This window comes from Acinetobacter sp. CWB-G5, from assembly GCF_019209785.1.
In the GTDB taxonomy this organism is placed as follows: Bacteria; Pseudomonadota; Gammaproteobacteria; order Pseudomonadales; family Moraxellaceae; genus Acinetobacter; species Acinetobacter johnsonii.
In genome coordinates this window covers 350,322-376,063 of record NZ_JAHUTF010000003.1, presented here as the reverse complement: position 1 = coordinate 376,063, position 25,742 = coordinate 350,322, and the positions used below count along the sequence as shown (strand labels likewise).

The window sequence follows — 25,742 nt, the reverse complement described above, 5'->3', positions numbered from 1 at the left end:
CATTTACATCTGAGCATATCTTTAATTAGTGTACTATGCAGTATATTAATTAAAAAATAACCAAGTTAAGTCTGGATATTGTGCCTGATTAATTGGTGGTTATGGAAGAAGAGCAGACTTCATGAGCAAAATTCAGACCCTTGTGGCAAGTATGATGGTGGTGTGTAGTATCACCTTGTGGGGATGTAGCAAAGACACGACTGAACCAGAGTCGGTACCTTTGGTAATGGTGAGCCAACCGAATACCACGCATCTAGAACAAAAAAGCTATGCAGGCGAAGTGCAAGCCCGCCAACAAACCGCGCTGTCCTTTCGTGTTGGGGGACAAGTCACAGAGCGTCTGGTCGATGTGGGTGACCAAGTTAAAGTCGGACAAGTTTTAGCGCGCTTAGATGTACAGGATGCCCAGTTGCAATTAAATGCAGCCAAAGCACAGTTAGAAAGTGCTCAAGCGGCTGAAAAAAATGCGCAAGATGAACTCAAACGTTTTAAACAATTGTTACCGAGTAATGCGGTGAGTCGTTCACAGTACGACAGCGTTGAAAATCAATATAAAGCCGCACTATCGAGCTTGAAACAAGCACAAGCCAATTATAACGTTACGCAAAACCAAACCAGTTATAACCAACTGATCGCCAATAAAAACGGTGTGATTACCGAGCGTAATATTGAAATTGGGCAGGTGATTTCAGCAGGGCAACCCGCGTTTCAACTGGCCATTTCAGGTGATCGTGAGGTGGTGATTGGTGTGCCTGAACAAGCCATTGCTCAGATTAAAGTTGGACAAGATGCCTTAGTCACTTTGTGGTCTAAACCCGATGAACGTTTTGCTGCCTACGTCCGTGAAATTTCGCCTGCCGCAGATCAGTCACGTACTTTTAGTGTCAAAGTGGCTTTGCGTGAAGGACAAAATACGATTCAACTGGGACAGAGTGCTCGGGTGTTTTTCAGTTCAACTGAAAGCAATGTGTTGAGTGTACCGTTAGCCAGTGTTTCCGCTGCGGGCAAAAATGCCTATGTCTGGGTGGTGAATGCTGATAACAGCATTCGTAAAGTCCCTGTCAGTGTGGGGGAGTATGGTCGAGACAGCGTTACCATTCGTTCAGGTTTACAGCCAAAGGACTATGTCGTGGTGGGTGGGGTGCATTTACTGCGTGAAAAACAAAAAATTCAACCGATTAGCCGTGACAATAAAACGGTCAAGATTGCGACAGGGAGTTAAGCATGAACTATAACCTGTCGGAATGGGCCTTAAAGAATAAGGGCTTGGTCCTTTATTTGATGTTGTTACTGGGCATCGTGGGTGTGGTGTCTTATTCCAAACTTGCACAAAGCGAAGACCCACCTTTTACCTTTAAAGTGATGGTGGTACAGACCTATTGGCCGGGTGCAACGGCGCGTGAAGTGTCTGAACAAGTGACCGACCGTATTGAAAAAGAGCTGATGACCACGGGTAAGTATGAGCGCATTATGGCCTACTCCAGACCTGGCGAGTCGATGGTGACTTTCGTGGCACGAGATGCTATGCGCTCCAGTGAGATACCTGATGTGTGGTATGACGTACGCAAGAAGGTTGGAGACATCAAACATCAGCTCCCAAATGGGGTACAAGGGCCATTCTTTAATGATGAATTCGGCGATACTTTCGGCAACATTTATGTACTGACGGGTAAAGACTTCGATTATGCGCTGATGAAAGAATATGCCGACCGTTTACAGTTACAACTGCAACGCGTCAAAGATGTCGCCAAGGTCAACTTGGTCGGACTGCAAGATCAAAAGATTTGGATTGAAATTTCCAACACCAAGTCGGCGCAGTTAGGCATTCCTGTGACAGCGGTACAACAAGCTTTGCAACAGCAAAATACCATGGCCAGTGCAGGCTTTTTTGAAACAGAATCGGATCGTATTCAACTCCGAGTCACAGGGCAAATTAAGAGCGTTGAAGAACTGCAACGTATGCCTTTATTGGTGAATGGAAAAACTATCCAGCTGAGCGATGTGGCTGATGTCTATCGTGGCTTTAGTGAGCCTGCTCAACCCCGTATGCGCTTTATGGGGGAAAATGGCATTGGTATTGCGGTGTCGATGCGTAAAGGCGGCGACATCTTGGCTTTGGGTAAAAACTTAGAAACTGAGTTTTCCAAGCTGCAAAAAACCTTACCTTTAGGTATGGAGCTGAAAAAAGTTTCAGATCAGCCTGTTGCTGTAAAGCGTAGTGTCAACGAGTTCATGAAAGTTTTGGCTGAAGCGGTGATTATTGTCTTGCTGGTCAGTTTTTTCTCGCTGGGTTTCCGTACTGGACTGGTGGTGGCATTATCTATTCCACTGGTTTTGGCCATGACCTTTGCGGGCATGAACATTTTTGATGTTGGACTGCATAAAATTTCTTTGGGTGCGCTGATTCTGGCGCTCGGACTCTTGGTCGATGACGCCATTATTGCCGTGGAAATGATGGCGATCAAAATGGAACAAGGCTACAGCCGACTACAAGCAGCAGGGCATGCATGGCGAACGACGGCTTTCCCAATGTTGACGGGAACTTTGATTACCGCTGCGGGCTTCTTACCGATTGCTACGGCAGCGTCCAGTACAGGTGAATATACTCGTTCTATTTTCCAAGTGGTGACCATTGCCTTAATTGTGTCATGGTTTGCGGCGGTGCTTTTTGTACCTTATTTGGGTGACAAACTCCTGCCCGATTTTAATAAAGAGCTGATTCAAAAAGCGCCGTGGTATAGCCGTCTGTGGGCACGTTTGCGCAAACAGCCAGAACCTCAGCCGATGGTGCATCATGCAGGTGAGCATCATGATCCTTATCAAACCAAGTTCTATCAAGGTTTTCGCCGTTGGGTCGATCTGTGTGTGACCTATCGCAAAACGGTCATTGCAACGACGGTGGCTATTTTTGTGCTCTCGGTGTTGCTGTTTAAGTTAGTACCACAGCAGTTTTTCCCGCCTTCAAATCGTGCCGAGATTTTGGTCGACCTAAAACTTGAAGAAGGTGCATCTTTAACGGCAACTGAAAATGCAGTGAAAAAAGTTGAACAGTTCCTATCGAAGCAAGAAGGCATAGATAATTATGTGGCATATGTGGGCACAGGCTCGCCACGTTTTTATTTACCGCTCGATCAGCAGCTACCGCAAGCCAGCTTTGCTCAGTTTGTGGTCTTGGCCTCTTCACTGGATGATCGCAATGAAATTCGTAAATCCTTAGATACCCAAATCCGCCAGTTATTGCCCGATGTGCGTACTCGCGTCTCTTTACTTGAAAATGGCCCACCTGTCGGTTATCCACTTCAATATCGCGTGTCGGGTGAAGACTTAACTCAAGTGCGTGCTTGGGCGGATAAAGTCGCAGCGATGCTGAGTGCTAACCCCAACACCACAAATGTACATTTGGACTGGGGTGAACCAAGTAAGATGATCAATTTAGAGATTGATCAAGACCGTGCCCGCCAAATGGGGGTATCGAGTTTAGATTTGGCTAATTTCTTGAACAGCTCAATTTCGGGTGCCACCATTAACCAATACCGTGAGAAACGTGAACTGATTGAAATCCGTTTACGTGGCGATCAAGCCGAGCGGGTTGAAGTGGCATCATTGGCGAGCCTTGCCGTTCCAACCTCAAATGGTGGAACAGTACCGTTGGCACAAATTGCCAAAATTGATTATAGCTTTGAAGAAGGTTTGATTTGGCATCGTAACCGCCTACCGACCATTACGGTACGCGCAGATATTCGGACCAAGTTACAGCCTGCCACCGTGGTGGATGAAATGGCTGAGCAGATGAATCAGCTGCGTGCGGAACTGCCGAATGGCTATTTGGTTGAAGTCGGCGGCACAGTGGAAGAGTCTGCGCGTGGGGGTAAATCGGTTGCAGCGGGTATGCCTTTGTTCTTGGCCGTAGTCATGACTTTGCTGATGATTCAACTGCGCAGTATGTCTCGTGCCACGATTGTCTTGCTCACTGCACCTTTAGGTTTAATCGGCGTGGTGTTGTTCCTGCTACTGTTCAATAAACCTTTTGGCTTTGTTGCGATGTTGGGCACCATTGCCTTGTCGGGCATGATCATGCGTAACTCGCTGATCTTGATTGATCAGATTGAGCAAGACATTCAAGCGGGGCATGAATCATGGGATGCGATCATCGATGCGACGGTGCGACGTTGTCGTCCAATTGTGCTGACGGCATTGGCAGCTGTTCTGGCGATGATCCCATTGTCTAGAAGTATTTTCTTTGGACCTATGGCCGTTGCGATCATGGGCGGACTAATTGTGGCGACGCTATTAACCCTGTTCTTTTTACCTGCCTTGTACGCGCAGTGGTTTAAAGTAAAAAAAATTAGCCATAAGCTGTAAATTTATGCCAATATCAGGTGCGAAACGTTGAAAATTTCAATATAGTAGCACCTGAAATTTATGGCATTTTTATAAAGCAGTTTTTTGCTACACATTAAAAAACCAACGATGTGGCAAATGGGGTTAAACGCATGATGCAAGACAATGTAACCAAGTATCGCCGCTCTATCGCGATTTCTTATGTCTTCATGTTTTTGGCTTTGTTTACTGTGATTAGTGGCGCATTTTCCTATTGGTATGCCCGAAAAGTCACGCAAATTGATCATGCCGAAGTGTGGTTACAAGCGCAAGCACTTTGGGTCATGCGCAATATTGTGATTTATAGCATTTTGGCGTTATTTGCAGCGTTGTGGTTTATTCCTCTTATTTTCTTCACTTGGGACAGTGCATTGTGGGTGACTGGATGCACGGTTGCAGGTGTGGTTTTTAGCTGTATTGCATTTCTCTTCCTTCTAAATGCATGGTTTAAAGGCCTATCTAAATTTTTGAAAAATAAAGCAGTTTTCTAATTCTACTGATTTTTTTTCAAACACCCCCTTGTAAAACTTGGTTTGAACCCAATTTCAGACCACAGTTGAGTATTAAATAAATTCCGTGAGGAGCATCGCCAGACATGGCTAAACGTGATTATTATGAGGTTTTAGGTGTTGCTAAAACCGCTAGTGATGATGAAATTAAAAAAGCCTACCGTAAGTTGGCGATGAAATATCATCCGGACCGCAACCCTGACAATGCTGAAGCTGAAGAGAAATTTAAAGAAGCGGCTGAAGCTTATGAAATTTTATCGGATAGCGAAAAGCGCAGCATGTATGACCGTATGGGGCATCAAGCCTTTGAAGGTGGTATGGGCGGCGGAGGCGGCTTCGGTGGTGGTTTCAGCGCAGAAGACATTTTCAGTCAATTCGGTGACATTTTCGGTGGCGCTTTTGGTGGCGGCGGTGGTCGTGGTCAACAGCGTGCACGTCGTGGTTCTGACTTACGTTATGTAATGGAACTGACATTGGAAGAAGCAGTAAGAGGGGTGAAAAAAACCATTACCTTTACTGCACCAGCACCGTGTGAAACCTGTGACGGTAAAGGCTCTAAAAACCCGAACGATGTTGAAACCTGTAAAACTTGTCATGGAGCAGGTCAGGTTCGCATGCAGCAAGGTTTCTTCTCTGTACAGCAGACCTGTAGTACCTGTCGTGGTCAAGGTAAGATCATTAAGAACCCATGTAATACCTGTCATGGTTCAGGTGTTAAAGACCGTCAACAAACCTTAGAAGTGACGATTCCTGCGGGCGTCGACAACGGTGACCGCGTTCGTTTAACGGGCAAAGGCGAAGCGATTCGTGATGGTCAGTCAGGCGACTTGTACGTAGAAGTAGTAGTGCGTGAGCACGAAATCTTCCAACGTGATGGTGCAGACCTGTATATGGATGTCCCTGTGAGCATTGCCGATGCTGCTTTGGGTAAAGAAATTGAAATCCCGACACTCGAAGGTCGTGTGAGTTTGAAAATTCCTGAAGGCACACAAACGGGTAAAATGTTCCGTTTACGTGGCAAAGGGGTTAAACCTGTACGTACCAGTATGCAAGGTGACTTACTCTGCCGTATCGTGATTGAAACGCCAGTCAACTTAACAGCACGTCAACGTGAACTGTTAAAAGAGTTGCAAGAAACTTTAGATGGAGATGATCACAAATCTTCACCGAAGAAGAAGTCTTTCTTTGACCGACTGTTTGATTAATTGAATACGGCACGTCTGAATTGGTGTTGAAAAGAGCGGGAATATTTTCCCGCTCTTTTTATGTTATTGCGCTTCTGTTGGCAGCTCAGGTTGATCGATCTCTTCAACCGACACCATTTCTTCAGCCATAGGTGCAGCAGTTGGTACTTGTTGCTCGGCCTGTGCTTTGGGATGTGTGCTAGTAGTGATCTTGACCTGTGACAAACTTTCTAAGGTGTCGCCTGCTTGAACAGCGGGTTCAGCCTGAACCTGTGCCCAACTGCCCCCAAACGCCATCGCTAGAAAAAGTACCTTTGCTTTCATTCTACTTTCCTCATTTTAAAGTTGTTTTTAAACGCGAACCTAGTCTGCGTAAGATTGATTGCAAATTTGTGAAAAGCTTGAGAAATCATGTTTGAAAATAAAGCGATTTTTTCGATGAAAATGGCCAACAAACCTTAGTCTGGGCAATCAGTTTTGCTATAGTAAGAGCAATTTTGAAGCTAGATTAGGAATATGTTATGTCAGCAGCTCCACGCATTGGTGTCTTAGGTGCCGGCGGTCGTATGGGTCGCATCCTTATTCAAGCGGTACACGAAGCAGGCTATCAACTGGCTGCGGCAGTGGAACGCCCTGAAAGCTCACTGGTTGGTACAGATGCAGGTGAGCTTGCAGGTATTGGCAGCCTCGGCGTGAAGGTGGTGGGTAGTCTGGAAGCGGTAGTGAAAGATTGTGATGTGATCATTGATTTCACTGCACCAGTAGCGACCGTTCAGCATTTAAAAATTTGTCGTGAAGCTGGGGTTGCCATTGTCATTGGGACCACGGGTATGAATGACGAACAAAAAGCTTATTTGGATGACTCGGCTACACAGACTCCTGTGGTCTATGCAGCGAACTATTCTGTGGGGGTTAATGTTTCGATTAAACTGTTGGAATTGGCTTCTAAAGTCTTTGGTGACACAGTGGATATTGAAGTGATTGAAGCGCATCACCGTCATAAAGTCGATGCACCATCAGGCACCGCATTGATGATGGGTGAGGCTATTGCGGGTGCTTTAGGGCGTGACTTGAAAACTGATGCAGTGTATTGCCGTGAAGGTCATACAGGACCTCGTGAGCGTCAAAGTATTGGTTTCCAAACCATTCGTGGCGGCGATATTGTCGGTGAACATACGGCTATGTTTATTGCCGATGGTGAGCGTGTTGAAATTACCCATAAAGCGACTAACCGTATGAACTTTGCCTCGGGTGCGGTACGTGCTGCGGCTTGGGTGGTAGGACGTGAAGCACGTAAATATGACATGAAAGATGTACTGGGTTTTAACGACATTCAAGTTTAAAAACCTGTTTCATTCGCCATAAAAACAAGATAAAAAACTAAAATAAGACGAAGAATAGAATGAAAAAAGTCATGTATATGGCTTGTGTTGTTGCCGTGATGACAACAGCACAGGCCAAACCTATGGATCAAGCCAAACTCAGTATTCATAAAAATAATATTAAAGTTTGGACCTATCAAAATGCGCAAAACCCAGTCTTTTTATATAAGGCAGAAACCACGTTTGATGTGCCGATTGAAAAAGCAGTATCACTGATCTTAGATGTTGACCATGCGGTGAAATGGGTGCCGTATATGGGTAGTGTGAAAGTCTTGTCGCGCGATGATAAAAAAGGCGAGTTTCAACTGTATATGGTTCTCGATTTTCCTTTTCCTTTAAAAGACCGCGACTTGGTGGTGCAGGGGAAAATGACCAAGGACAATCAGGGCATCATTAGCATTAAAAATAAAGCGATTGATAAAAACATTCTTAAAAACCCAGATTATGTGCGCCTCAATCATTATGAGGGCGATTGGACCTTTCAGAAACTGGGACCAAATAAAGTCAAGGTTTCGACCTCAGGTTATGCCAACCCTGAGGGATCGATACCACTGAAGTTTGTGAATATGTTTGTCCAACAACAACCCTATCAAATGCTGCAAAAAATGAAAAATCAATTGCAGGAACAAGAAGATACTCCTGCCCATTTACCAGCTGCCTTACGTTAATTTTAAAGACGAAGAAGCCTGTAATGCAGGCTTTTTTATGTTTTAAAACTTAAGGCTGTTGATAAGCGTTCAGCAGCTCTAAGGTTGAAGCTTGAGGCAGGTCTAACTGAATTAAACTGAGCATGGCATTTCCTTCACCAGCGAGTGAGATCTTGAAGTTTTCAGCACTGCTTTGGTCACATTGAAACTGTAAATTTTTCTGGCGGGGCAAGTTCATCTGCATTTCACGTTCATTGTTCAACCGATATTGATAGGTTCGTTGGGTCGAGGTTTCAGTCAAGCTCGGCGCTAAACTTAAAAACTGATAATCAGTTAAATTTTGCGTTTTCAGAAACCCTTCAATCAGGGCTTTACAAATAAAATGCTGCTGTTGTACCTGCTGTGAAACATGTGGCGGTTGGCAAGCCGATAAGCTCAATAAGCAAAAGAGAGATATGATTATTTTTTTCATAAAAGTGCCTATTTATGGTTGTGAACGAATGACAGAAGCATAATTCTGTTGGCATAATGGATACAGATACATAAAAGTTAAAAAAATAGGTACAGATGAATGGCATTTCAGTATCAAAGCTTGGCTGCACAGTTGCTTGAAAAAATTCAAAATGCTGAATTACCCGCAGGGCAAAAGCTGTTGTCGTTACGCCAATTTGCCAACTTACAAAAGGTCAGCTTGAATACGGCCAAGAGCTGTTATGAACTACTCGAGTCGCAGGGGTATATTCATGTGAAAAATAAGTCTGGCTATTTTGTCAGTTATCAAAAAAATACCAGCCCATCTATTCCTGTACCGCAGCATCCTGATTTTCAGTCTCAAGCCCGTGATATTTCTAACTTAGAGCTACAGTTGGAAATTCAACAGTCTTCCATTAATAGCCGTCTCATCCATTTGGGAGCGATTCAGCTTTCGCCAAAACATGTGCCTGTAGAAGCACTCCGCCGCTCCATTCAACGTGCTTTAAAACACAGTCAACCTGAAGATTTTTTATATAGCGATAAGCAAGGTCATATTCGCTTGCGGCAGGCCTTGTCTGAGCATTGGGCTGAAGATGGTTTCTATATTTCGCAGGATGATATCTACATCAGCAATGGCTGTATGCCTGCGTTGTCGGTGATGATCCAACACCTCAGCAAGGAAGGCGACAGCGTAATTGTACCGACCCCAAATTTTAATGGTCAGTTGCAAATGCTGGCGGGGTTAAAGCGAAAAATTATTGAAATTCCAGCCGATACTCAAGGCTTTGATCTTGAACGTTTAGAGCAGGTCATGCAAAGTTCAGGCGCAAAAGCGTGCTTACTCACGGCCAATTATCAAAATCCCTTGGGGTTTTGCTTAAGCAATGCAGAAAAAGAAAAAATTGCACAACTGGCGGCGCGCTATCAATGTTATGTAATTGAGGATGATATTTATGGTGAATGTAGTTTCAGCTCGAGTCGTCCGCTGCCGATTAAGTATTGGGATCAGCACGGTTATGTGATTTTCTGTGGTTCGGTTTCCAAATCACTTTCAACTGCGTATCGGGTAGGTTGGTTCTGTATTCCGCAGCGCTTAGCGCATTTGAAGGCTACGTTATTGATGCAAAATATCACAGTGAATACACCCTTGCAGTTGGCCCTGGCCGATCTCATTTATAGTCGTGCTTATCGGGAGCATTTACAGCAGTTAAAGCCGATTTTGAAACAGCAAGTTGAGCAATACCGACACATGATTCAGCATGCCTTTATCGGAGTTGAGTTGCGTATCAACCAGCCCTTAGGCGGCTATGCACTGTGGTTACAGCTGCCAGAGTGTATTGACGGTTTAGATATGTACTATTTTGCTCAGCAGCATGGCATCAATATAGTGCCAGGAGAAGTCTTTGGTGAAGGGCAGCGTTATAAAAACTGTATCCGCCTCAATGCAGGTCATGAAATTTCAACAGATATTCGCGCGACAGTCACCTTGTTGGCCGATTGGGTGAAAGCGCAACTCAGTAGTTCGACATTGGTCAAACAAGCGGTATAATAAGCGCCTGTTTTGAGGCGCTTATGGATTAAAAATCGGCTTTGAGAACGATACGATAACGGGCTTTTCCAGAATGTAACCGTTCCAGTGCTTCATTCAACTGCGACATAGGATACAGTTCAATTTGTGGCGCAATGTTTTTACGTGCAGCGAATTTGAGTAGCTGACGTAATGCCGCAGGTGAGCCAGTGGGTGAACCCGTGATAGACTTTGCTCCACCAATTAGGCTACCTGCATTTAATTTGATGGGCTCCAGAGGCAAGCCTAGCAGATGGATCGTGCCATTCGGTGCCAACGTACTGATATAGGCAGGCCAATTGAGCGTGACATTCACCGTACTGAGCAATAGATCGAATTTGCCTCGCTGGGTTTTAAGCGCATCCACATCACGGCTATTCACCACATGATCTGCACCCATGGCCTTGAGTTCTTCCGTTTTGTCGAGGTTCGAGGTAAACGCCGTAATTTCACAGCCCCATCCTCGAAGTAACTTAATAGCCATATGCCCTAAACCACCGATGCCAATCACGCCAACATGGTGAATGGCTTGAATTTGGTGTTTTAAAATTGGATCAAAAACGGTAATACCGCCACACAATAAAGGACCCGCTGACTCAGGATCTAGCTCTTCAGGTAAAGGAATAATCCACTGCCAACCGGCGCGAACTTTATCGGCAAAGCCACCTGCATGACCGACGATGGTTGCTGTTGACCCACCTGTACAGAGTACTTGTTGACCCGATACACAGGGGTCACAGTGTTGGCAGCTTTCTGCCGTCCAGCCAATACCGACGCGCTGTCCAAGTTTAAGCCCTTTGGCTTCGGAGCCTAGGCGACTGATGGTGCCAATAATTTCATGACCAGCGACAACGGGATAGACCGAAGAGTTCCATTCATTGTTAATGACCGAAACATCGGAATGGCACAATCCACAATATTCGACTTGGACTTCGACCTGATGTGGTTGCAGTTCACCCGCATCGAATTGATAGGGTTGTAACGCTGCGCCTGCTTGCATTGCCGCATAGGCACGAATGGTATTATCCGTCATATTCTATATCCTTATTTTCCTGTTTTTTATGTACTTTTACTTAAAATGACAGCTGTTTTCGTGATCATTGACCATGCCAACCGCTTGCATAAAGGCATAGCAGGTGGTGGGTCCGACAAATTTAAAGCCCTGTTTTTTTAGGGTTTTAGACATATTTTGGCTTTGAGATGTCTGTGCAGGTGCTGTACGGTAGTCAGGGACATCATTGTTGATGGCGTGTTGCTCGACAAAGTTCCAGAGCCACTCAACGGGGTTAATGCCTTGTTGTTTCAGGGCTTGCCATGCAATCGCATTGTCACGAATGGCGGTCAGCTTCCCGATATGGCGAATTAAGCCGATATCTTGGACTTTTTCGGCTAAGTCTGTATCACTTAAAGCCGCAATCTGTTCAATGGAATATTGAAAAAACTGGCGATGATAATGTTCACGCTTTTTCAGGACAGTAATCCATGACAGCCCCGCTTGTTGACCTTCGAGGCAGAGCATTGCAAATAACTGCTTTTCATCATGTAGCGGTTTACCCCACTCATGATCATGGTAGTCGATGTAAAGTGGGTCTGAGGAGCACCATCCGCAGCGTTGAGTGGTCATGAACATGCTCCTGATCTTTTTATAGGGTAAAGGGTGCCCATTGGTCGTGTTGATTGTCCCAATAAAACAATTGGGCGTGTTCGAGGTCGGAAAAGTTAATCCAAACATCTTTTCCTGTTTTTTCAGCAAATCCAGTGCTGATTAAAAGTGCATCTTCGGTAATTTCCATGATCCAACCTTGGTGGTTTTGTCCAGCCAAGATGATTTTTTGTTGATTGCCTGATTCAGCAAATTCGACCAGACGGTTGATCAACGCTTCTGACATGAAAAATTCCTAAAGTTAACGTAAATAAGGATAGGGATTTACTGCACCACGGCCTTTACCTTGTAAATAAAGTCCATAATGCAAATGTGGGGCTGTGTGCCGAGCATTGCCGGTATTGCCGACATAGCCAATCAGGTCGCCTTTTTTGACATAGTCGCCGACACTTAAGCCACGTTTATGGTCATCAAGATGAGCGTAGTAATGCCAAGTGCCTGCTGGCCCCATAATCCAAACCACTTTACCACCCAAATTGTTATTGCGTAAGTCTGCAACGAGACCTTCTGTGGCAGAAAAAACTTTTGTTCCACGTGGAGCCAGAATGTCGATGCCTTCATGCGTCCGTCCGCTACTGCGGGATGCACCCCAAGTATCTGTGAGTCCATGACGTTTAATACCTTGAACGGGTACAGGCAGCTGCTGAGCTAAACGCATGTTTTTAAGCTGTTGGACCTGTGAGGCAGGTAATTGGCTTCCACTCGGCGCAGGCGGCGTGGTACGGCAAGCTGCGAGTAACAGAATCACAAAACTTAAACTGGCAAGCGCAGAAAGGCGGGGCAAACAATTACGCACGAACAATCCTTTATTATTTCAGTGATCTAATTTTAGAGTCTCAGGGTGAACCCAATCGATCACCCAACTATGTCACAGTTGAATTGCCGAGATCAATTTTTTCATCGCAGTTGGGATGCCCATTTCTGTGACGTTTTGTATGTCTAGCCATGTGCTGGCCAATTCTATACTTAAATGTTCGAGCTTATCGGCATCGACTTCAAAGCAAAGCGCTTCCAGTTGCCAAGTGAAATGGGTAAAACTATGCGAAATTTCAGCGCGTTGCGAGACTTGTTTCAGTCCTAGACTTTGGCACAGTTGCATGAGTTCATCACGATTTTCAAAAATAGGTAAACACCATAAACCGCCCCACAGTCCACTATTGGGACGCTGTTGCCACAGCCATTGATTGTGATGACGCAGCACCAAAACTTGGGCAGACTTCACAGGTACAGCTTTCTTGGGCTTCTTAAAAGGCAGTTCAGTTTCTAGCCCTTGTGCATGGGCCTTACAGTGTTGCTGCATTGGGCAGTATAAACACAGCGGTTTTTTAGGGGTACAGACGGTTGCCCCCAAATCCATGATGGCTTGGGTATAGTCGTGGTTACGTTCAGTTGGACAGAGTTCAGTGGCCAGTTGCCACATGCTGCGTTCATGCACAGGTTTGCTTAGATCATCCTCAATGGCAAAAAAACGCGCGAGCACACGTTTTACGTTGCCATCCATAATGACGCCGTACTGACGTAAACCTAAAGACATCAGCGCACCTGCGGTAGATGGACCAATGCCTGGCAGTTCAATCCAGTCCTCTAAAGTTTGAGGAAAGTGCCCCTGACGTGCCACAACCCCTGCGGCTTTATGTAGATTACGTGCACGGGCATAGTAGCCCAGACCCGCCCAGTAGGGTGCGACCTCATCCCATGATGCTGTCCCTAAAGCTGCAACCGTTGGGAAGCGTTCGATAAAACGCTCGAAGTATTGCAGCACGGTTTTGACTTGGGTCTGTTGCAGCATAATTTCAGACACCCAGACTTTGTAGGGATCATCGGCCACTTGCCATGGCAGGTCATGTCGACCATGAACATCGAACCAAGTTAGTAACGCATCTGAAAAAGAGAAAGGAGACATCTGAGGCACAAGCAAGAAATTCGGCTTAGTATAACTGAATGTCTTTTCTGAGCCTGATTTTTTGCGCATAAAAAATGGCGCTTACGCGCCATTTAAAACCATAAAAACTTAGTCTTTCGTCATGCCCCAACGTGCATCGAGTTTTAGCTCTTGGTCTTTGTAGCGTGGAATAATATGGATATGTAAGTGTTCAGACACATTCCCAAATATTTCACCATCATTAAAACCAATATGAAAACCTGAAGGTTGATGACGCAATTGCAGTTCATTGCGTGCCAGTTCCAGCAAAGACATTAAGCTTTTACGTTCTTTGTCGGTAATGTCAAAAAATGAGCTCACATGACGTAGAGGGATAATGACACAGTGACCTTTAGACAATGCATTGGGTTCGGGCAAAATTACCCCAAAGTCATTTTTATCAAGCACGTCATATTCATCAAAATTACAATATTGGCAGTGGGTCTCAGTCATTGTTATCTCCTCTAAAATCTAATTATGTATCCTGTTGGATCTGAAAAATCAAATATTTGAATTCTCAGCTCTAGTTAAGCACTGAGATTGCGTTCTAGCAAGTCATACATTGCATCTAGCCCTTGTCTTTCTGCTTCTGGGTTATAGCCCAAGTCTACGCCATTGGCTTTGGCACGCTCATCGGCCAATGCATTGCTAAAACCGTGCTTCGCATCTTCAAAAATGATGACTTCATGGTCCACTTTTGCAGCATGCATTTCTTCACGGAAGCTGGCAACATCATCCAAAGTGACCATGCTGTCTAACTCACCATGTAAAACTAAAATTTCACCCTGAATTTGACCTTCGACCGCGGGGGCTTTCGGTGCCAATGTCGCGTGGAAAGTCGCCACTGCTTTAAGCGGTGCACCTGAGCGAGCTAAGTCTAAAACCACTTTACCGCCATAACAAAAACCAATCGCCGCCAGTTGAGTGGACTTCACTTCAGGCTGGGCTGCAAGCGTATCTAAACCTGCTTGCGCACGGTTGACGATGGTGTCTGCATCGGCAAAAGTTTGCATCATCCATTCATAGGCTTGTTTCGCATCTGTGGTGACATTTTTGTCGCCGTATATATCAATCGCCAGTGCGGCATAACCGTGTTCAGCCAGTTCGCGAGCACGTTGTTCAGTATATTCATTTCGGCCCCACCATTCGGGTGCAACGATGATACCTGCATGCGGTGTTTGAGAGCTTGGTGCTGCAAAATAACCGACTAAGCGTTGTCCATCGGCGGCGTTATATTGAATTTCTCGAGTTTGAATACTGATTGTCATGCTCAAATCCTGATAGATGATCTGTTCTGATTAAAGCATAAAAACTTTTACAAGGATTTGAAAAATATTCCGATGTACATGAGAAATGTGAGAAATTATTTTTAAAGGCACATATAAAAAAAGAAGGATCTGAATCCTTCTTTTTTGTCGTTAAGAGTGGTGTGCTTTAGACTTTGCCACGGGATAAAAATCCGACAATCGCAAGAATCACAGCAATCACCAATAAAATAATCGCAAAGTCTTTGGATAAACCTGCTACGCCGCCAAAACCAAGTAAACTTGCAATCAGTGCAATCACTGCGAAGATAATCGCCCAACGAAACATAATTTTTCTCCATAGATGTTCTTATTTATTACTCTATTAGTATAGAAACAAGGTTCGAACACACTGTGTTGCTTTTGTTTAAAAAGTGTTCTGTTTGTATTTTAAGTTTATGAATATGATGTAAATATTGACACTTTAGATAGCTCTGAAAGCCATGTGACTATAGGTTATAATAGTGCATTCAGTTTTATTGGCAGTGGTTATGTCCAACGAATTAAGACCAGAGTTTTGGAAGCATTATGCGCTCACTGAGCTACGTTCAGCAGAGTGGGAAGCGTTGTGTGATGGTTGTGGTCTATGCTGTCTGGTGAAACTTGAAGATGAAGAAAGCCAAGAAGTCGCCTATACCAAAGTGGCCTGTAAACTGCTGGACTGTCAAACGGCCAGTTGTCGGGATTATCCGAACCGAAAGCAGCATGTGCCCGATTGTATCCAGCTCACGCCCGAACTTTTAGACACGATTCATTGGTTACCACCGAGCTGTGCTTACCGTCGTCTGCATGAAGGTAAAAATTTGCCCAGATGGCACTATCTGAACACGGGCTCACGTCAAAGTATTCTGAAAGCGAAAAAGTCTGCGGCAGGACGCTGTATTTCTGAAGAAGAGATTCAGGATGATGACATCGAAGACTATATTGTGCGTTGGGTTCGCTAGTCGATAAAAGCACCATCAAATTGCATGAAAAGCTTGTGTCATTCGCCTGAATTTGCCATAACATAAGCATTCGATGAACGCATGATAAGTCCTAGCCCTATGTCCGATAGCAATATTCCACTGCCTGAACGTTTACGCCCGCGTGATTTATCTGAAATTATTGGGCAGGATCACTTATTGGGTGAGCAGGCACCGCTCCGCCAAATGATCGATCAAGGGCATTTGCCATCGATCATTTTTTGGGGGCCGCCAGGCGTGGGGAAAACCACGATTGCTTTACTGTTGGCACAAGCGATCGACCGACCTTTTGTCAGCTTATCTGCACTTAATACGGGGGTCAAAGAGCTCCGTGAGATCATTGCTGATGGCGGAGATTTAATGCCACCTGTGGTGTTTATTGATGAAATTCATCGCTTTAACAAATCGCAGCAAGATGCCCTACTGAATGCTGTGGAGAAAGGCAAAATTACCCTCATTGGTGCCACCACCGAAAATCCTTCTTTTGAAGTCAACAGTGCATTGTTGTCGCGTTGTCAGGTCTATACCTTAAATGCGCTCGATGCCGATGCGATTCAAACTTTATTACTGCAAGCGATTAAGAACGATCCGTTTTTAAAAGAGCGTTACATTCAGATTGAAGAATTTGAAGCACTGGTGCAGTTTGCCGCAGGTGATGCCCGCAAAGCCTTGAATTTAATTGAACTGATTGCAGGCACCTTCGAACCTGACGTTGAAAATATCGTGACCAATGCAATAGTGGTCAAAGTTGCACAGCAAAATATCGCCCGTTATGACAAATCGGGTGAGCAGCATTATGATTTGGTATCGGCTTTTATTAAGTCGATTCGAGGGAGTGATCCTGATGCTACTTTGTATTGGATGGCACGTATGCTCAAAGGCGGTGAAGATCCTGTTTTTATTGCCCGTCGGATGTTGATTGCAGCCTCTGAGGACATTGGTAACTCAAACCCCAATGCACTGCTGCTTGCTGGAGAATGCTTCCGTTCTGTTCAAGCGGTGGGTATGCCAGAGTGTCGAATTATTCTTGGGCAGTGTGCGGTGTATTTGGCGACCAGTGCCAAAAGTAACAGTACTTATCTTGCGATCAACAAAGCGTTGGATTTGGCCGAGAAAACAGCGAATTTACCTGTGCCGCTGCATTTAAGAAATGCACCGACCAAGTTGATGAAAGAGCAGGGCTATGGCGTCGACTACTTATATCCGCACAACTATCCAGAGCATTTTGTGATGCAAGAATATTTACCCCCTGAGCTCAAAGGCGCCAAGCTGTATGAGTCGGCACGCAATAAGCGTGAGGTTGAAGGTGAGCGTTTACAGCAGCGCCGTTGGCAACAAGAACAGCAACAGCAGCAGTAGTAAAAAAGCCTGATGCACAAATCAGGCTTTTTTGTTTTTGGGGCTTAGGATTTAGTCACATTCATTGAGCAGTTTTTTCTTTAAGCACTGTAGCGTTTTTATGTTCCGATGTGCGTATTCATCAATTTTAATGCCGCAGGTAGCACCGCGGCTAATAAGGTGATTGCCATCGTGATGTTAAAGCTCAAGGCAAAGCGCGGTTTCATCAGATATTTGCGTAAAAAAAGACCACCGACAGCCCAAACCCCGACACATGGAATGGAAACCACCATTAAAATCAGGGCCGCATAAATAATATCACTGACATGATGGTTTAAAGCAAAATAAGTGGCAATGGTGCTGATGGAGATCATCCACGCTTTGGGATTGACCCACTGAAAAAGAGCCCCTTGTAGAAAACCCATCGATGGTTTTTGTTCTAATTCGATGTTGAGTGGCCCACTGGACGCAATTTTCCATGCGAGCCACAGAATATAAGCTGTGCCGATTAAACTTAAAATAATTTGGAGCTGGGGCAGGGCCAGAAACACCTGATTTAACCCGATGCCAATGGCGAAGAGTTGCACAGCCACACCAAAGGCAATACCTAAAACCAGAGGTAGAGTTTTACGGATACCAAATCGTGCACCAGACAGCATGACCAGTGCATTATTGGGCCCAGGGGTGCAGGTCATTACGACACAGAACAGCAGATAAGAGACAAACAGTGAAGCGTTCATAAAGGGGATGGAGTAATCAAATAAGTATCATTTTATTGTTGATTTATCACAATTTGGTTGTATATTGATCGTTAATACTGAGTTTTATGCAACAAATGATTGAATTAGATCGATTAGACCGAAAAATATTGTGTGAACTTGAGCGCGATGCACATTTAACCAATATTAAACTGGCAGAACGCGTGGGTTTGTCACCATCGGCCTGTTTACGACGCGTGCAAGAGTTAGAAAGAATTGGTGTGATCCGAGGCTATAAAGCCGTGATTGACCGTTCGCTTTTGGGTGTTGGTTTAACGGTTTATGTGACTATTGGGCTGTCTTGTCACTCAAAAGAAAGCTTGAGTCAGTTTGAGGATGTGATCACTGCAACGGATGAAGTCACAGAGTGTCATACCATTACAGGCTCGGTCGAGTATTTACTCAGGGTTGAAGTGGCAGACATCAAGTCTTATAAAAAGTTTCATACTGATGTTTTGGGAACGATTCCATCCATTAGCTCGATCACCAGTTTTTTGGTGATGGATACCACTAAAAATCGATACACCAATCTATAAATGCTTAGGTGGGAAGTTAAAAAACCGAGCGAAACTGCTCGGTTTTTTATCTGAATGCATATAGTTTCGCGGAATCAGATCAAACGAGGCGCTTTATCTTTTCAACAGAGCATTGAATGTTGAATCATTGCTGAGACAAGCTCTTGAAAGCTATTCAATTATTTAAAGTTACCCTCTAAAAACTGTTGCAGGCGTTCACTTTTAGGGTGAATCAAAACTTCTTTTGGATTACCTTGTTCTTCAATTTTGCCTTGATCTAAGAAAATGACATGGTTGGACACATGGCGTGCGAAGCCCATTTCATGGGTGACCACAATCATGGTTCGGCCTTCTTCAGCCAAACTTTGCATCACTTTCAACACCTCACCCACCAGTTCAGGGTCTAGAGCACTGGTCGGTTCATCAAACAACATCACTTCAGGTTCCATCGCTAAGGCACGGGCAATTGCAACACGCTGTTGTTGTCCTCCTGACAAAAAAGACGGATATTTCTTTTCGACACTTTCAGTAAGCCCAACTTTTCTTAAATATTTTCGTGCACGCTCTTCCGCCTCACTCCGCTTTAGCCCCAAGACATGAATGGGTCCTTCAATAATATTTTCTAATACCGTCATATGCGACCATAAATTGAAATGTTGAAAGACCATCATCAGTTGGGTACGCATTTTTTGCAGTTGTTTAGAGTTTGTCGCTTTGAGATCACCATTTTTATCTAAAGTGGTCTCTAAATGTTCACCATTGAGCTGAATGCTGCCTTGGCTCGGTTGCTCTAGAAAATTGATGCAACGAAGAAAGGTACTTTTACCCGAACCCGAGGAACCAATAATGCTAATCACATCACCTGCATGTGCCTCAAGGGAAACCCCTTTTAAGACTTCATGATCGCCAAAACTTTTACAAAGGTCTCGAATCACCAGTTTTGCTGAATTTTCCATTGTTTCTCCTAATGATTCGATGGTTTTAAAAACGCCAACCAGCGTTGTTCCAATTTACGAAAGATCCAAATGAGGATAAATGCCAGACAGGCATATAGCACAGCGGCAATGCCAAAGGCATCAAATGTGGCATAAGTGGCAGCATTGACATCTCGTGCAATTTTGAGAATATCAGGCACGGTTGCAGTGAAGGCAATGGTGGTTGCGTGCAGCATCAAAATGACTTCATTACCATAAAACGGCAATGCTCGACGTAGCATCGACGGAATAATAATGCGGGTATAGCGTTTCCAAGGCGACATTCCAAAAGCTTTTGCAGCCTCAATTTCGCCGTAGGGAATCGAACGTATCGCTCCTGCAAAAATTTCAGTGGTATAAGCTGCTGTATTGAGTGCAAACGCTAAAATGGTGCAATTAAGCCCTTCTCTAAAGAATTCATCGAGCCGTTCATGGGCATGGACAAATTCGAGACTATAAATCCCAGTATAAATAATCAGTAGCTGCACATATAAGGGTGTACCACGGAAAATATAAGTAAAAAACCAAACAGGTCCACGTACAAAAGCATGCTCAGAAACTCGAGCAATTGACAAAGGCACAGCCAGAACAAAACCAATTGCAATAGAAAGCACCAATAACCATGCGGTCATGGCGACTCCAGTCATTTGAAAACCATCGGTCCACAGGTAGGACTGCCAGTATTGTTGAATAATCTCAATCATAGTTGTCCCTTTTTCACACCAGCAGAATAACGACGTTCTAGCCACATGAGAATCAAATTCGAAAGGGTGGTAATGGCCAGATAAATGACGGCTGCAACGATACTGAAATAGAACACTTGCATGCTGCTTCGACCCGCATCCTGAGTGATTTTGACGATGTCGGTCAAACCAATTAAGGACACCAAGGCGGTGGCTTTAATCAGGACTTGCCAGTTATTGCCAATTCCTGGTAAGGCAAAACGCATCATTTGTGGAAAGAGGACACGCCTGAAGACTTGAAATGGGGTCATGCCATAGGCATATGCAGCTTCAAGTTGACCTTTGGGGACGGCTTGAAATGCGCCACGGAAAGTTTCAGTAAAATAGGCGCCATAAATAAAGGCCAAGGTAATCACCCCTGCCACAAAGGGATTGATGTCAATCTGCTCCATATGAATCGATTCGGTAATCGAGTTCAATCCAAGTTGCAGGCTATAGAACAACAACAACATGATCACCAGATCAGGAACACTACGAATGAGCGTGGTATAGAGGGTTGCAACATGACGTAAGATTTGAATACGAGAAAGTTTGGCACTTGCCCCAAACAATCCAATAATGATCGAAAGTACCAGTGATAACAAAGCAAGCTGTATGGTCATCCAAGTGCCACTGAGTAATACGGGACCATAGCCAGACAGAAACATACTCAGTTTCTCCGAGTAAAAATATAATATTTTATAAATCAGCAATATATATAGGGTGTCGGTATTTAATCGACACCCTATAAATTAATAAATGCTGAAGGAGAAGTATTTTTTCTCGAGTTTCTTATAGGTGCCGTCGGCAATAATTTCAGCTAACGCTTTATCAATATTCTTTTTAAGATCGACATCTTCTTTACGTAAGCCGATTGCAGCACCTACACCGAGTGTTTTGGCATCGACCACATTATTGCCTGCAAAAGCAAAGCCTTTGCCTTTCGCTGATTTTAGGAAACCTGCATCGACCATAATCGCATCTTGTAATGTTGCATCTAGACGTCCCGAAACCATGTCTTGGTAAAGCACGTCTTGGTTTGGATAAGGAATCACATTTACACCCTTAGGCGCCCAATAGGCTTTTGCATAGCCTTCTTGAATGGTGCCTTGTTGTACACCCACACGTTTGCCTTTTAAAGAGGTTGGTGTAGGGAGCAAAGGAGAGCCTTTCTTTGCAACCATGCGGGTAGGCGTGTTGTAAATTTTATTACTAAAGGCGATTTGTTTTGCTCGATCCGTAGTAACCGTCATTGAAGACAAAATACCGTCGAACTTTTTCGCTTTGAGCGCAGGAATCATCCCATCAAAGGAGTTTTCTACCCATACACATTTGGCTTTTAATTTGGCACAAATGGCATTGCCCAAGTCGATGTCAAAACCGACCAGCTTATTGTCTGGTGTTTTATATTCAAAAGGTGCATATGCGGATTCTGTGCCAAAACGAATGGTTTTCCATTCTTTTGCTTGGACAGTACTGCTCAGTGCTACGGCTACGAATGTAGTGGAAAGTAGTAATTTTTTTTGCCAGTTTTTCATTTTAAATATAGCCATCCGTAAAAAAACAAATCTAAGAAATAAGACGAAGATAGAACTTACCCTACTGAGTACTTTTGAATAAAAGCAACATCTATACCAGCTTTCGGCTCTTAGGGGATCGATGGATCTTGTCGCCATGAGAGATGAGGAAATAAGGGTATTTTTTCGGTTGGAATAATTTTTATCTGAGAACGTCCTGTTCATATGTTTTTATCATATGAAAAAATGAAGGTGAGACATAGTTGAAATATACCTGAAGTCTTGTGCGCTATGGCGTACAGAATTGATGATTTTTTAACAGTGGATCAATGTCTTACAAGACTATTTTTCAGTGCTGAATAGCTTATAAGTAAGCTGAAGTACTGCAATAGCACTGGATCTGAAAACAAAAAAACCGAACGTTTAAGCTCGGCTTTTTGAATGACGCAACTTAAAGGAGTGGTATTAGCTTAGAGGAAGAAGCTCATCTTTTAAGTTCAGCATTTGCTGCATTTGGGCGCGAATTTTTCGCTCAGTTTTTCGTACATTATGTGCATTAATTCTTTTGCTCATAGCCCGGATTGGAATAAATAATTTCTCACCCATACCATCGACCAAGACAAATTCGGGCTTATTATTTCGCTGCTCTGTATACATAATTCCTGCGATGTTTACCTCACCGAAGATAATGTGTAAGTCGCAGCAAAGCTGAAAAAAGTCATCTAGAGCTTTGGCGTGTTTTTCCTCAAATTGATGTGATTTGCATAACTCAAATAAAGTCATACCTTCACCACTTGGGCAGACAATTTTTTCAGTCACAAAACCCAAGCCTACAGAAGTTTTCACAAAACCATAAGGCATTTCGACAGGAAAGCTAAAGATATTATTTTTATAATGATTTTTACATAGCTGTAGATATTGCAATAATTCACGGCGGAATTGGCGATAAACGCCTTGCGACATTCTACGTTTAAGTTTGCCATGTCCTTTCCAGCCACCATCTTCATCCACTCGATTTGGATTCATGACTTTGATGATTTTGTTTTCATCCTCAGGATGCTGAAACACCATTTTTGAACAGCCTTGTCCGATACATTGCAGTTCATCTAATTGATAAATCATAGGGCCTTCTATCAGGAGATATACAAGAAAAGCATCATTAGAAATGTGACATTTCATGTGATTGAAATGACTATTTTACAAAAAAATAAATAAAATTTCATGAAACTTTAATATTTATGTTGTATAGGGGGGATTAAAAAAGAACTTATAGGCTTGTATTGCAGTTATAACAAGGCATTGATCTAAAATGTGAAACATAAAAAAACCGAGCGATTAAGCTCGGTTTTTGAATCTGTAACAGATTAGATATCAGAAAGGTCGATACCTAAACGTGCAGCAACTTCTTCATAAGCTTCAACCACACCGCCTAAACCTTGGCGGAAACGGTCTTTGTCGAGCTTTTTCTTGGTTTCTTTGTCCCATAGACGACAACCGTCTGGAGAGAACTCATCACCAAGAACAATTCGGTCGTGGAATACACCAAACTCAAGTTTGAAGTCCACAAGTAGCATGCCACCTTGGTCAAATAAGTTTTTAAGCACTTCGTTTACTTGGTAAGTGAGGACTTTCATTTGCTCAAGTTGCTCGGCAGTTGCCCAACCTAAAGCAATTGCTTGAGACTCATTGACCATTGGGTCACCAAGCGCATCATCTTTGAAAAATAATTCAAAAGTCGGCGGGGTTAATTCCTTACCTTCTTCTACACCTAAGCGACGGCATAAAGAACCTGCTGCATAATTACGAATTACACATTCAACAGGGATCATGCTGAGTTTTTTCACTAGAACTTCAGTTGGAGAAAGAAGTTTTTCAAAGTGAGTCTCAATGCCAGCCGCAGCCAATTTATCCATGATAAAGGCGTTAAAACGGTTGTTCACCTTACCTTTACGATCTAGTTGTTCGATCTTTTCACCATTGAATGCCGAAGCATCATCACGAAAGACTAAAATCAGGTGGTCTGCACTGTCTGTTTCATAGACAGATTTCGCTTTACCAGTATAGAGCAAGGTTTGTTTTAACATGAGGGAACCTTTTTCAAAAAAAAATGCCTAGTACGACTAGGCTGGCCAATTTTGGTAAATCTGGGTTAACAATTCTGTGGCTTTTTCAGGCGCTGCAAAACTGTTATCGGCATTGAACACAGCGAGGTTATTGCTGCTGCCGACCGCGGTTAGTCTTAACACATAGACCTGTTGATCGATTTTAATGGTTGCTTCATAACCATTTTTGCTTTGACCAACAATTTGATGGTTGAGGCTGCTGAGGGTGGCAAGCGTATATTGCCAAATTGTAGCAGAATTTCCCTCAATTTTGAGCAGCGGATTCTTATTTCCGTCAATAATCAATTGAGGGCGGCTCACAGCTGTATCAACTGTTTCCGTTGATTCTGCATTCGACATGACTTGAGCAGCTTGAGGGCGCGGCATTGCAAAACGGTTTCCGCGCTTGTTTTCAAGTATAGGCGCGTGTTCAAGAGCGAGTGCTTCAACCGTTGGAGCTGGATACAACGGCGTTGCAGGTCGAACCATAGAGCCTTCAGGGTACTTAAGAGGTTCTAAGGTTGCTGTTTCTTTATAGTCCAAACTACCGTTATTGACTGCAAGGGAACTACAACCCGCTAAACTGACAACTGAAAGTGCGAGAGTAAGACCTAAACGTAACTGCATATTGATGTGCTCTTTATTTAATGACACCCGCTGTTGTGAGTGCTTCACGGAGCGGTGTGCGATATTGTTCTGCAAGTGGTGTTAATGGTAAACGAATACCCGTTTCGATTAACTCCATTTCATGAAGTGCCCATTTCACAGGAATTGGGTTTGATTCGCAAAATAGAATTTCGTGTAAATTTGCAACTTGGGTATTTAGGTTTTCAGCTTGTTCAGCTTCGCCTGCCAGTGCTGCCGCACAAACATCGCTCATTTCTTTTGGGGCAACGTTCGCAGTCACAGAAATATTACCTTTTGCTCCCGACAGAATCAGTTGATAAGCCGTTGCATCATCACCTGAATAGACGGTCATCGCTTTGCCAGCAAGGCCTTCGAGCAGTGCTTGGCCACGAGGGACATCACCTGTGGCATCTTTAATGCCCACAATTTGAGGAATATCGGCCAAACGAATGACCGTTTCATTCGCCATATCGACACCTGTACGACCAGGTACGTTATACAGAATTTGAGGAAGATCAACAGCTTCAGCAATAGCTTTATAGTGTTGATATAAGCCTTCTTGAGTCGGTTTATTATAATAAGGGGTAACCAGAAGAGCAGCATCTGCACCGAGTTCTTTGGCTTCTTTAGTCAACTCGATGGCTTCACGCGTTGAATTCGCGCCAGTCCCCGCAATAATAGGGATGCGTTTGTTCGCGACACGAATGATTTCTTTAATCACTTGTGTATGCTCTTTCATGCTTAGAGTAGACGCTTCACCCGTTGTACCGACAGCAACAATGCTATTTGTGCCTTGTGCGATGTGCCACTCAACGAGCTTCTCTAGACCCTTCCAATCTACGCTGCCATCTTCAAACATAGGGGTGACGATTGCGACAATTGAGCCTTGGATGGTCTGTGCTTGCTGAGTCATTTTAAAAAAATATCCTATTTGTCCATCCAGTTAGGCCAGAAAAACATAAGATTGGATGGGTGCGTATTTTAATTTATAGCATTTTCAAAGCGCTGATGCATTGAATAATGCTTATGCAAATTATGAACGAACACAACATGAAGAACAATATGCTTTAGTCAAAGTGTATAAAAACTTTATCTTTCGCTACAAAAATACAGCTTGTTCAAATGGTAGACAAAGAAATGCTTTTCATTTTGCATCTGAAAAGGGCGTTTTGCATAACCTATGGCCATGGATTGAG

Annotated in this window: 29 protein-coding genes; 10 read left to right on the top strand and 19 right to left on the bottom strand. The window is 43.9% G+C overall.

Annotated features, from left to right (window positions below; all coding sequences use genetic code 11):
* The first annotated feature begins 121 nt into the window (after positions 1-121).
* From KVY11_RS08635 to dnaJ, 4 genes are all read left to right on the top strand, one after another.
* A complete protein-coding gene (locus KVY11_RS08635) occupies positions 122-1,222 on the top strand; it encodes an efflux RND transporter periplasmic adaptor subunit (protein WP_114392632.1) in 1,101 nt (366 codons plus the stop codon).
* Positions 1,223-1,224: 2 nt separating this feature from the next.
* Positions 1,225-4,362, top strand: a complete 3,138-nt coding sequence (locus KVY11_RS08630) for an efflux RND transporter permease subunit (protein WP_218288664.1) — start codon at positions 1,225-1,227, stop codon at positions 4,360-4,362.
* 131 nt (positions 4,363-4,493) lie between these two features.
* Complete coding sequence (locus tag KVY11_RS08625; RefSeq protein WP_004691852.1) at positions 4,494-4,871, top strand: hypothetical protein; 378 nt, start codon at positions 4,494-4,496, stop codon at positions 4,869-4,871.
* Positions 4,872-4,975: 104 nt separating this feature from the next.
* Entirely contained in the window at positions 4,976-6,094 is a 1,119-nt protein-coding gene (gene dnaJ / locus KVY11_RS08620; protein ID WP_004978425.1) for a molecular chaperone DnaJ, read from the top strand.
* A gap of 63 nt (positions 6,095-6,157) precedes the next feature.
* On the opposite strand, the gene KVY11_RS08615 is transcribed toward dnaJ, so the two are convergent.
* Entirely contained in the window at positions 6,158-6,397 is a 240-nt protein-coding gene (locus tag KVY11_RS08615) for a hypothetical protein (RefSeq protein ID WP_218288663.1), read from the bottom strand.
* Positions 6,398-6,594: 197 nt separating this feature from the next.
* Between KVY11_RS08615 and dapB the strand changes: the two genes are divergently transcribed.
* Positions 6,595-7,416 (top strand): 4-hydroxy-tetrahydrodipicolinate reductase, encoded by an 822-nt coding sequence (gene dapB, locus KVY11_RS08610; protein ID WP_062031806.1) that lies wholly within the window; start codon positions 6,595-6,597, stop codon positions 7,414-7,416.
* A 59-nt stretch (positions 7,417-7,475) separates the two neighbouring features.
* Positions 7,476-8,123, top strand: coding sequence for an START domain-containing protein (locus KVY11_RS08605; protein WP_218288662.1), 648 nt, complete (start codon positions 7,476-7,478; stop codon positions 8,121-8,123).
* 49 nt (positions 8,124-8,172) lie between these two features.
* Here KVY11_RS08605 and KVY11_RS08600 read toward each other — a convergent pair whose 3' ends face one another.
* Positions 8,173-8,574, bottom strand: a complete 402-nt coding sequence (locus tag KVY11_RS08600; protein ID WP_131230897.1) for a hypothetical protein — start codon at positions 8,572-8,574, stop codon at positions 8,173-8,175.
* Positions 8,575-8,673: 99 nt separating this feature from the next.
* Between KVY11_RS08600 and KVY11_RS08595 the strand changes: the two genes are divergently transcribed.
* Entirely contained in the window at positions 8,674-10,125 is a 1,452-nt protein-coding gene (locus KVY11_RS08595) for a PLP-dependent aminotransferase family protein (protein ID WP_218288661.1), read from the top strand.
* Positions 10,126-10,153: 28 nt separating this feature from the next.
* Here the strand turns inward: KVY11_RS08595 and KVY11_RS08590 are convergent, their stop codons facing one another.
* The 8 genes from KVY11_RS08590 to KVY11_RS08555 form a co-directional block, all read right to left on the bottom strand.
* The gene (locus KVY11_RS08590) at positions 10,154-11,176 is read right to left on the bottom strand and encodes an NAD(P)-dependent alcohol dehydrogenase (protein WP_005401446.1); all 1,023 of its coding nucleotides are present in this window, start codon (positions 11,174-11,176) and stop codon (positions 10,154-10,156) included.
* Between the two features lie 36 nt (positions 11,177-11,212).
* The gene (locus KVY11_RS08585; protein WP_201706932.1) at positions 11,213-11,767 is read right to left on the bottom strand and encodes a DNA-3-methyladenine glycosylase I; all 555 of its coding nucleotides are present in this window, start codon (positions 11,765-11,767) and stop codon (positions 11,213-11,215) included.
* Positions 11,768-11,786: 19 nt separating this feature from the next.
* Positions 11,787-12,032 (bottom strand): hypothetical protein, encoded by a 246-nt coding sequence (locus tag KVY11_RS08580; protein ID WP_004691836.1) that lies wholly within the window; start codon positions 12,030-12,032, stop codon positions 11,787-11,789.
* A 15-nt stretch (positions 12,033-12,047) separates the two neighbouring features.
* A complete protein-coding gene (locus tag KVY11_RS08575) occupies positions 12,048-12,590 on the bottom strand; it encodes a M23 family metallopeptidase (RefSeq protein WP_171522851.1) in 543 nt (180 codons plus the stop codon).
* A gap of 84 nt (positions 12,591-12,674) precedes the next feature.
* Entirely contained in the window at positions 12,675-13,709 is a 1,035-nt protein-coding gene (gene mutY / locus KVY11_RS08570) for an A/G-specific adenine glycosylase (protein WP_218288660.1), read from the bottom strand.
* Between the two features lie 108 nt (positions 13,710-13,817).
* Entirely contained in the window at positions 13,818-14,180 is a 363-nt protein-coding gene (locus tag KVY11_RS08565) for an HIT family protein (RefSeq protein ID WP_004691832.1), read from the bottom strand.
* Positions 14,181-14,254: 74 nt separating this feature from the next.
* Entirely contained in the window at positions 14,255-14,995 is a 741-nt protein-coding gene (locus tag KVY11_RS08560) for a dienelactone hydrolase family protein (RefSeq protein ID WP_218288659.1), read from the bottom strand.
* Positions 14,996-15,161: 166 nt separating this feature from the next.
* A complete protein-coding gene (locus KVY11_RS08555) occupies positions 15,162-15,320 on the bottom strand; it encodes a DUF1328 domain-containing protein (RefSeq protein WP_004647174.1) in 159 nt (52 codons plus the stop codon).
* Positions 15,321-15,522: 202 nt separating this feature from the next.
* Between KVY11_RS08555 and KVY11_RS08550 the strand changes: the two genes are divergently transcribed.
* Together KVY11_RS08550 and KVY11_RS08545 are read left to right on the top strand one after the other, a co-directional pair.
* Positions 15,523-15,975 (top strand): YcgN family cysteine cluster protein, encoded by a 453-nt coding sequence (locus KVY11_RS08550; RefSeq protein WP_039890724.1) that lies wholly within the window; start codon positions 15,523-15,525, stop codon positions 15,973-15,975.
* 99 nt (positions 15,976-16,074) lie between these two features.
* The gene (locus KVY11_RS08545; RefSeq protein ID WP_168158763.1) at positions 16,075-17,352 is read left to right on the top strand and encodes a replication-associated recombination protein A; all 1,278 of its coding nucleotides are present in this window, start codon (positions 16,075-16,077) and stop codon (positions 17,350-17,352) included.
* Between the two features lie 98 nt (positions 17,353-17,450).
* On the opposite strand, the gene KVY11_RS08540 is transcribed toward KVY11_RS08545, so the two are convergent.
* Complete coding sequence (locus KVY11_RS08540; protein ID WP_218288658.1) at positions 17,451-18,071, bottom strand: LysE family translocator; 621 nt, start codon at positions 18,069-18,071, stop codon at positions 17,451-17,453.
* Between the two features lie 86 nt (positions 18,072-18,157).
* On the opposite strand from KVY11_RS08540, the gene KVY11_RS08535 reads away from it, so the two are divergent.
* On the top strand, positions 18,158-18,625 hold the full coding sequence (locus KVY11_RS08535) for an Lrp/AsnC family transcriptional regulator (RefSeq protein WP_228254617.1): 468 nt from the start codon (positions 18,158-18,160) through the stop codon (positions 18,623-18,625).
* A 158-nt stretch (positions 18,626-18,783) separates the two neighbouring features.
* Here the strand turns inward: KVY11_RS08535 and KVY11_RS08530 are convergent, their stop codons facing one another.
* The 8 genes from KVY11_RS08530 to dapA form a co-directional block, all read right to left on the bottom strand.
* Positions 18,784-19,560: an ABC transporter ATP-binding protein gene (locus KVY11_RS08530; protein WP_218288657.1), complete on the bottom strand. Its 777-nt coding sequence runs from the start codon at positions 19,558-19,560 to the stop codon at positions 18,784-18,786.
* A gap of 8 nt (positions 19,561-19,568) precedes the next feature.
* Entirely contained in the window at positions 19,569-20,282 is a 714-nt protein-coding gene (locus tag KVY11_RS08525; protein WP_004691821.1) for an ABC transporter permease, read from the bottom strand.
* The gene (locus tag KVY11_RS08520; RefSeq protein ID WP_004691820.1) at positions 20,279-20,968 is read right to left on the bottom strand and encodes an ABC transporter permease; all 690 of its coding nucleotides are present in this window, start codon (positions 20,966-20,968) and stop codon (positions 20,279-20,281) included. Before KVY11_RS08520 ends, KVY11_RS08525 begins: the two co-directional genes overlap by 4 nt.
* Before the next feature lie 84 nt (positions 20,969-21,052).
* Entirely contained in the window at positions 21,053-21,838 is a 786-nt protein-coding gene (locus KVY11_RS08515; RefSeq protein ID WP_218288656.1) for an ABC transporter substrate-binding protein, read from the bottom strand.
* A 444-nt stretch (positions 21,839-22,282) separates the two neighbouring features.
* Positions 22,283-22,939: a YrbL family protein gene (locus KVY11_RS08510; protein ID WP_159152755.1), complete on the bottom strand. Its 657-nt coding sequence runs from the start codon at positions 22,937-22,939 to the stop codon at positions 22,283-22,285.
* Between the two features lie 242 nt (positions 22,940-23,181).
* A complete protein-coding gene (gene purC, locus KVY11_RS08505; protein ID WP_004691818.1) occupies positions 23,182-23,901 on the bottom strand; it encodes a phosphoribosylaminoimidazolesuccinocarboxamide synthase in 720 nt (239 codons plus the stop codon).
* Between the two features lie 36 nt (positions 23,902-23,937).
* Entirely contained in the window at positions 23,938-24,546 is a 609-nt protein-coding gene (locus KVY11_RS08500) for a lipoprotein-34 precursor (NlpB) (protein ID WP_168158759.1), read from the bottom strand.
* Between the two features lie 13 nt (positions 24,547-24,559).
* On the bottom strand, positions 24,560-25,459 hold the full coding sequence (gene dapA / locus KVY11_RS08495; protein WP_039890664.1) for a 4-hydroxy-tetrahydrodipicolinate synthase: 900 nt from the start codon (positions 25,457-25,459) through the stop codon (positions 24,560-24,562).
* Between the last annotated feature and the right edge of the window lie 283 nt (positions 25,460-25,742).

Bases quoted from the DNA above. Each gene is read 5' to 3' on its own strand.
- KVY11_RS08635 (WP_114392632.1), top strand. From the start codon at position 122: ATGAGCAAAATTCAGACCCTTGTGGCAAGTATGATGGTGGTGTGTAGT.
- KVY11_RS08630 (WP_218288664.1), top strand. From the start codon at position 1,225: ATGAACTATAACCTGTCGGAATGGGCCTTAAAGAATAAGGGCTTGGTC.
- KVY11_RS08625 (WP_004691852.1), top strand. From the start codon at position 4,494: ATGATGCAAGACAATGTAACCAAGTATCGCCGCTCTATCGCGATTTCT.
- dnaJ (WP_004978425.1), top strand. From the start codon at position 4,976: ATGGCTAAACGTGATTATTATGAGGTTTTAGGTGTTGCTAAAACCGCT.
- KVY11_RS08615 (WP_218288663.1), bottom strand. From the start codon at position 6,397: ATGAAAGCAAAGGTACTTTTTCTAGCGATGGCGTTTGGGGGCAGTTGG.
- dapB (WP_062031806.1), top strand. From the start codon at position 6,595: ATGTCAGCAGCTCCACGCATTGGTGTCTTAGGTGCCGGCGGTCGTATG.
- KVY11_RS08605 (WP_218288662.1), top strand. From the start codon at position 7,476: ATGAAAAAAGTCATGTATATGGCTTGTGTTGTTGCCGTGATGACAACA.
- KVY11_RS08600 (WP_131230897.1), bottom strand. From the start codon at position 8,574: ATGAAAAAAATAATCATATCTCTCTTTTGCTTATTGAGCTTATCGGCT.
- KVY11_RS08595 (WP_218288661.1), top strand. From the start codon at position 8,674: ATGGCATTTCAGTATCAAAGCTTGGCTGCACAGTTGCTTGAAAAAATT.
- KVY11_RS08590 (WP_005401446.1), bottom strand. From the start codon at position 11,176: ATGACGGATAATACCATTCGTGCCTATGCGGCAATGCAAGCAGGCGCA.
- KVY11_RS08585 (WP_201706932.1), bottom strand. From the start codon at position 11,767: ATGACCACTCAACGCTGCGGATGGTGCTCCTCAGACCCACTTTACATC.
- KVY11_RS08580 (WP_004691836.1), bottom strand. From the start codon at position 12,032: ATGTCAGAAGCGTTGATCAACCGTCTGGTCGAATTTGCTGAATCAGGC.
- mutY (WP_218288660.1), bottom strand. From the start codon at position 13,709: ATGTCTCCTTTCTCTTTTTCAGATGCGTTACTAACTTGGTTCGATGTT.
- KVY11_RS08565 (WP_004691832.1), bottom strand. From the start codon at position 14,180: ATGACTGAGACCCACTGCCAATATTGTAATTTTGATGAATATGACGTG.
- KVY11_RS08560 (WP_218288659.1), bottom strand. From the start codon at position 14,995: ATGACAATCAGTATTCAAACTCGAGAAATTCAATATAACGCCGCCGAT.
- KVY11_RS08555 (WP_004647174.1), bottom strand. From the start codon at position 15,320: ATGTTTCGTTGGGCGATTATCTTCGCAGTGATTGCACTGATTGCAAGT.
- KVY11_RS08550 (WP_039890724.1), top strand. From the start codon at position 15,523: ATGTCCAACGAATTAAGACCAGAGTTTTGGAAGCATTATGCGCTCACT.
- KVY11_RS08545 (WP_168158763.1), top strand. From the start codon at position 16,075: ATGTCCGATAGCAATATTCCACTGCCTGAACGTTTACGCCCGCGTGAT.
- KVY11_RS08540 (WP_218288658.1), bottom strand. From the start codon at position 18,071: ATGAACGCTTCACTGTTTGTCTCTTATCTGCTGTTCTGTGTCGTAATG.
- KVY11_RS08535 (WP_228254617.1), top strand. From the start codon at position 18,158: ATGCAACAAATGATTGAATTAGATCGATTAGACCGAAAAATATTGTGT.
- KVY11_RS08530 (WP_218288657.1), bottom strand. From the start codon at position 19,560: ATGGAAAATTCAGCAAAACTGGTGATTCGAGACCTTTGTAAAAGTTTT.
- KVY11_RS08525 (WP_004691821.1), bottom strand. From the start codon at position 20,282: ATGATTGAGATTATTCAACAATACTGGCAGTCCTACCTGTGGACCGAT.
- KVY11_RS08520 (WP_004691820.1), bottom strand. From the start codon at position 20,968: ATGTTTCTGTCTGGCTATGGTCCCGTATTACTCAGTGGCACTTGGATG.
- KVY11_RS08515 (WP_218288656.1), bottom strand. From the start codon at position 21,838: ATGAAAAACTGGCAAAAAAAATTACTACTTTCCACTACATTCGTAGCC.
- KVY11_RS08510 (WP_159152755.1), bottom strand. From the start codon at position 22,939: ATGATTTATCAATTAGATGAACTGCAATGTATCGGACAAGGCTGTTCA.
- purC (WP_004691818.1), bottom strand. From the start codon at position 23,901: ATGTTAAAACAAACCTTGCTCTATACTGGTAAAGCGAAATCTGTCTAT.
- KVY11_RS08500 (WP_168158759.1), bottom strand. From the start codon at position 24,546: ATGCAGTTACGTTTAGGTCTTACTCTCGCACTTTCAGTTGTCAGTTTA.
- dapA (WP_039890664.1), bottom strand. From the start codon at position 25,459: ATGACTCAGCAAGCACAGACCATCCAAGGCTCAATTGTCGCAATCGTC.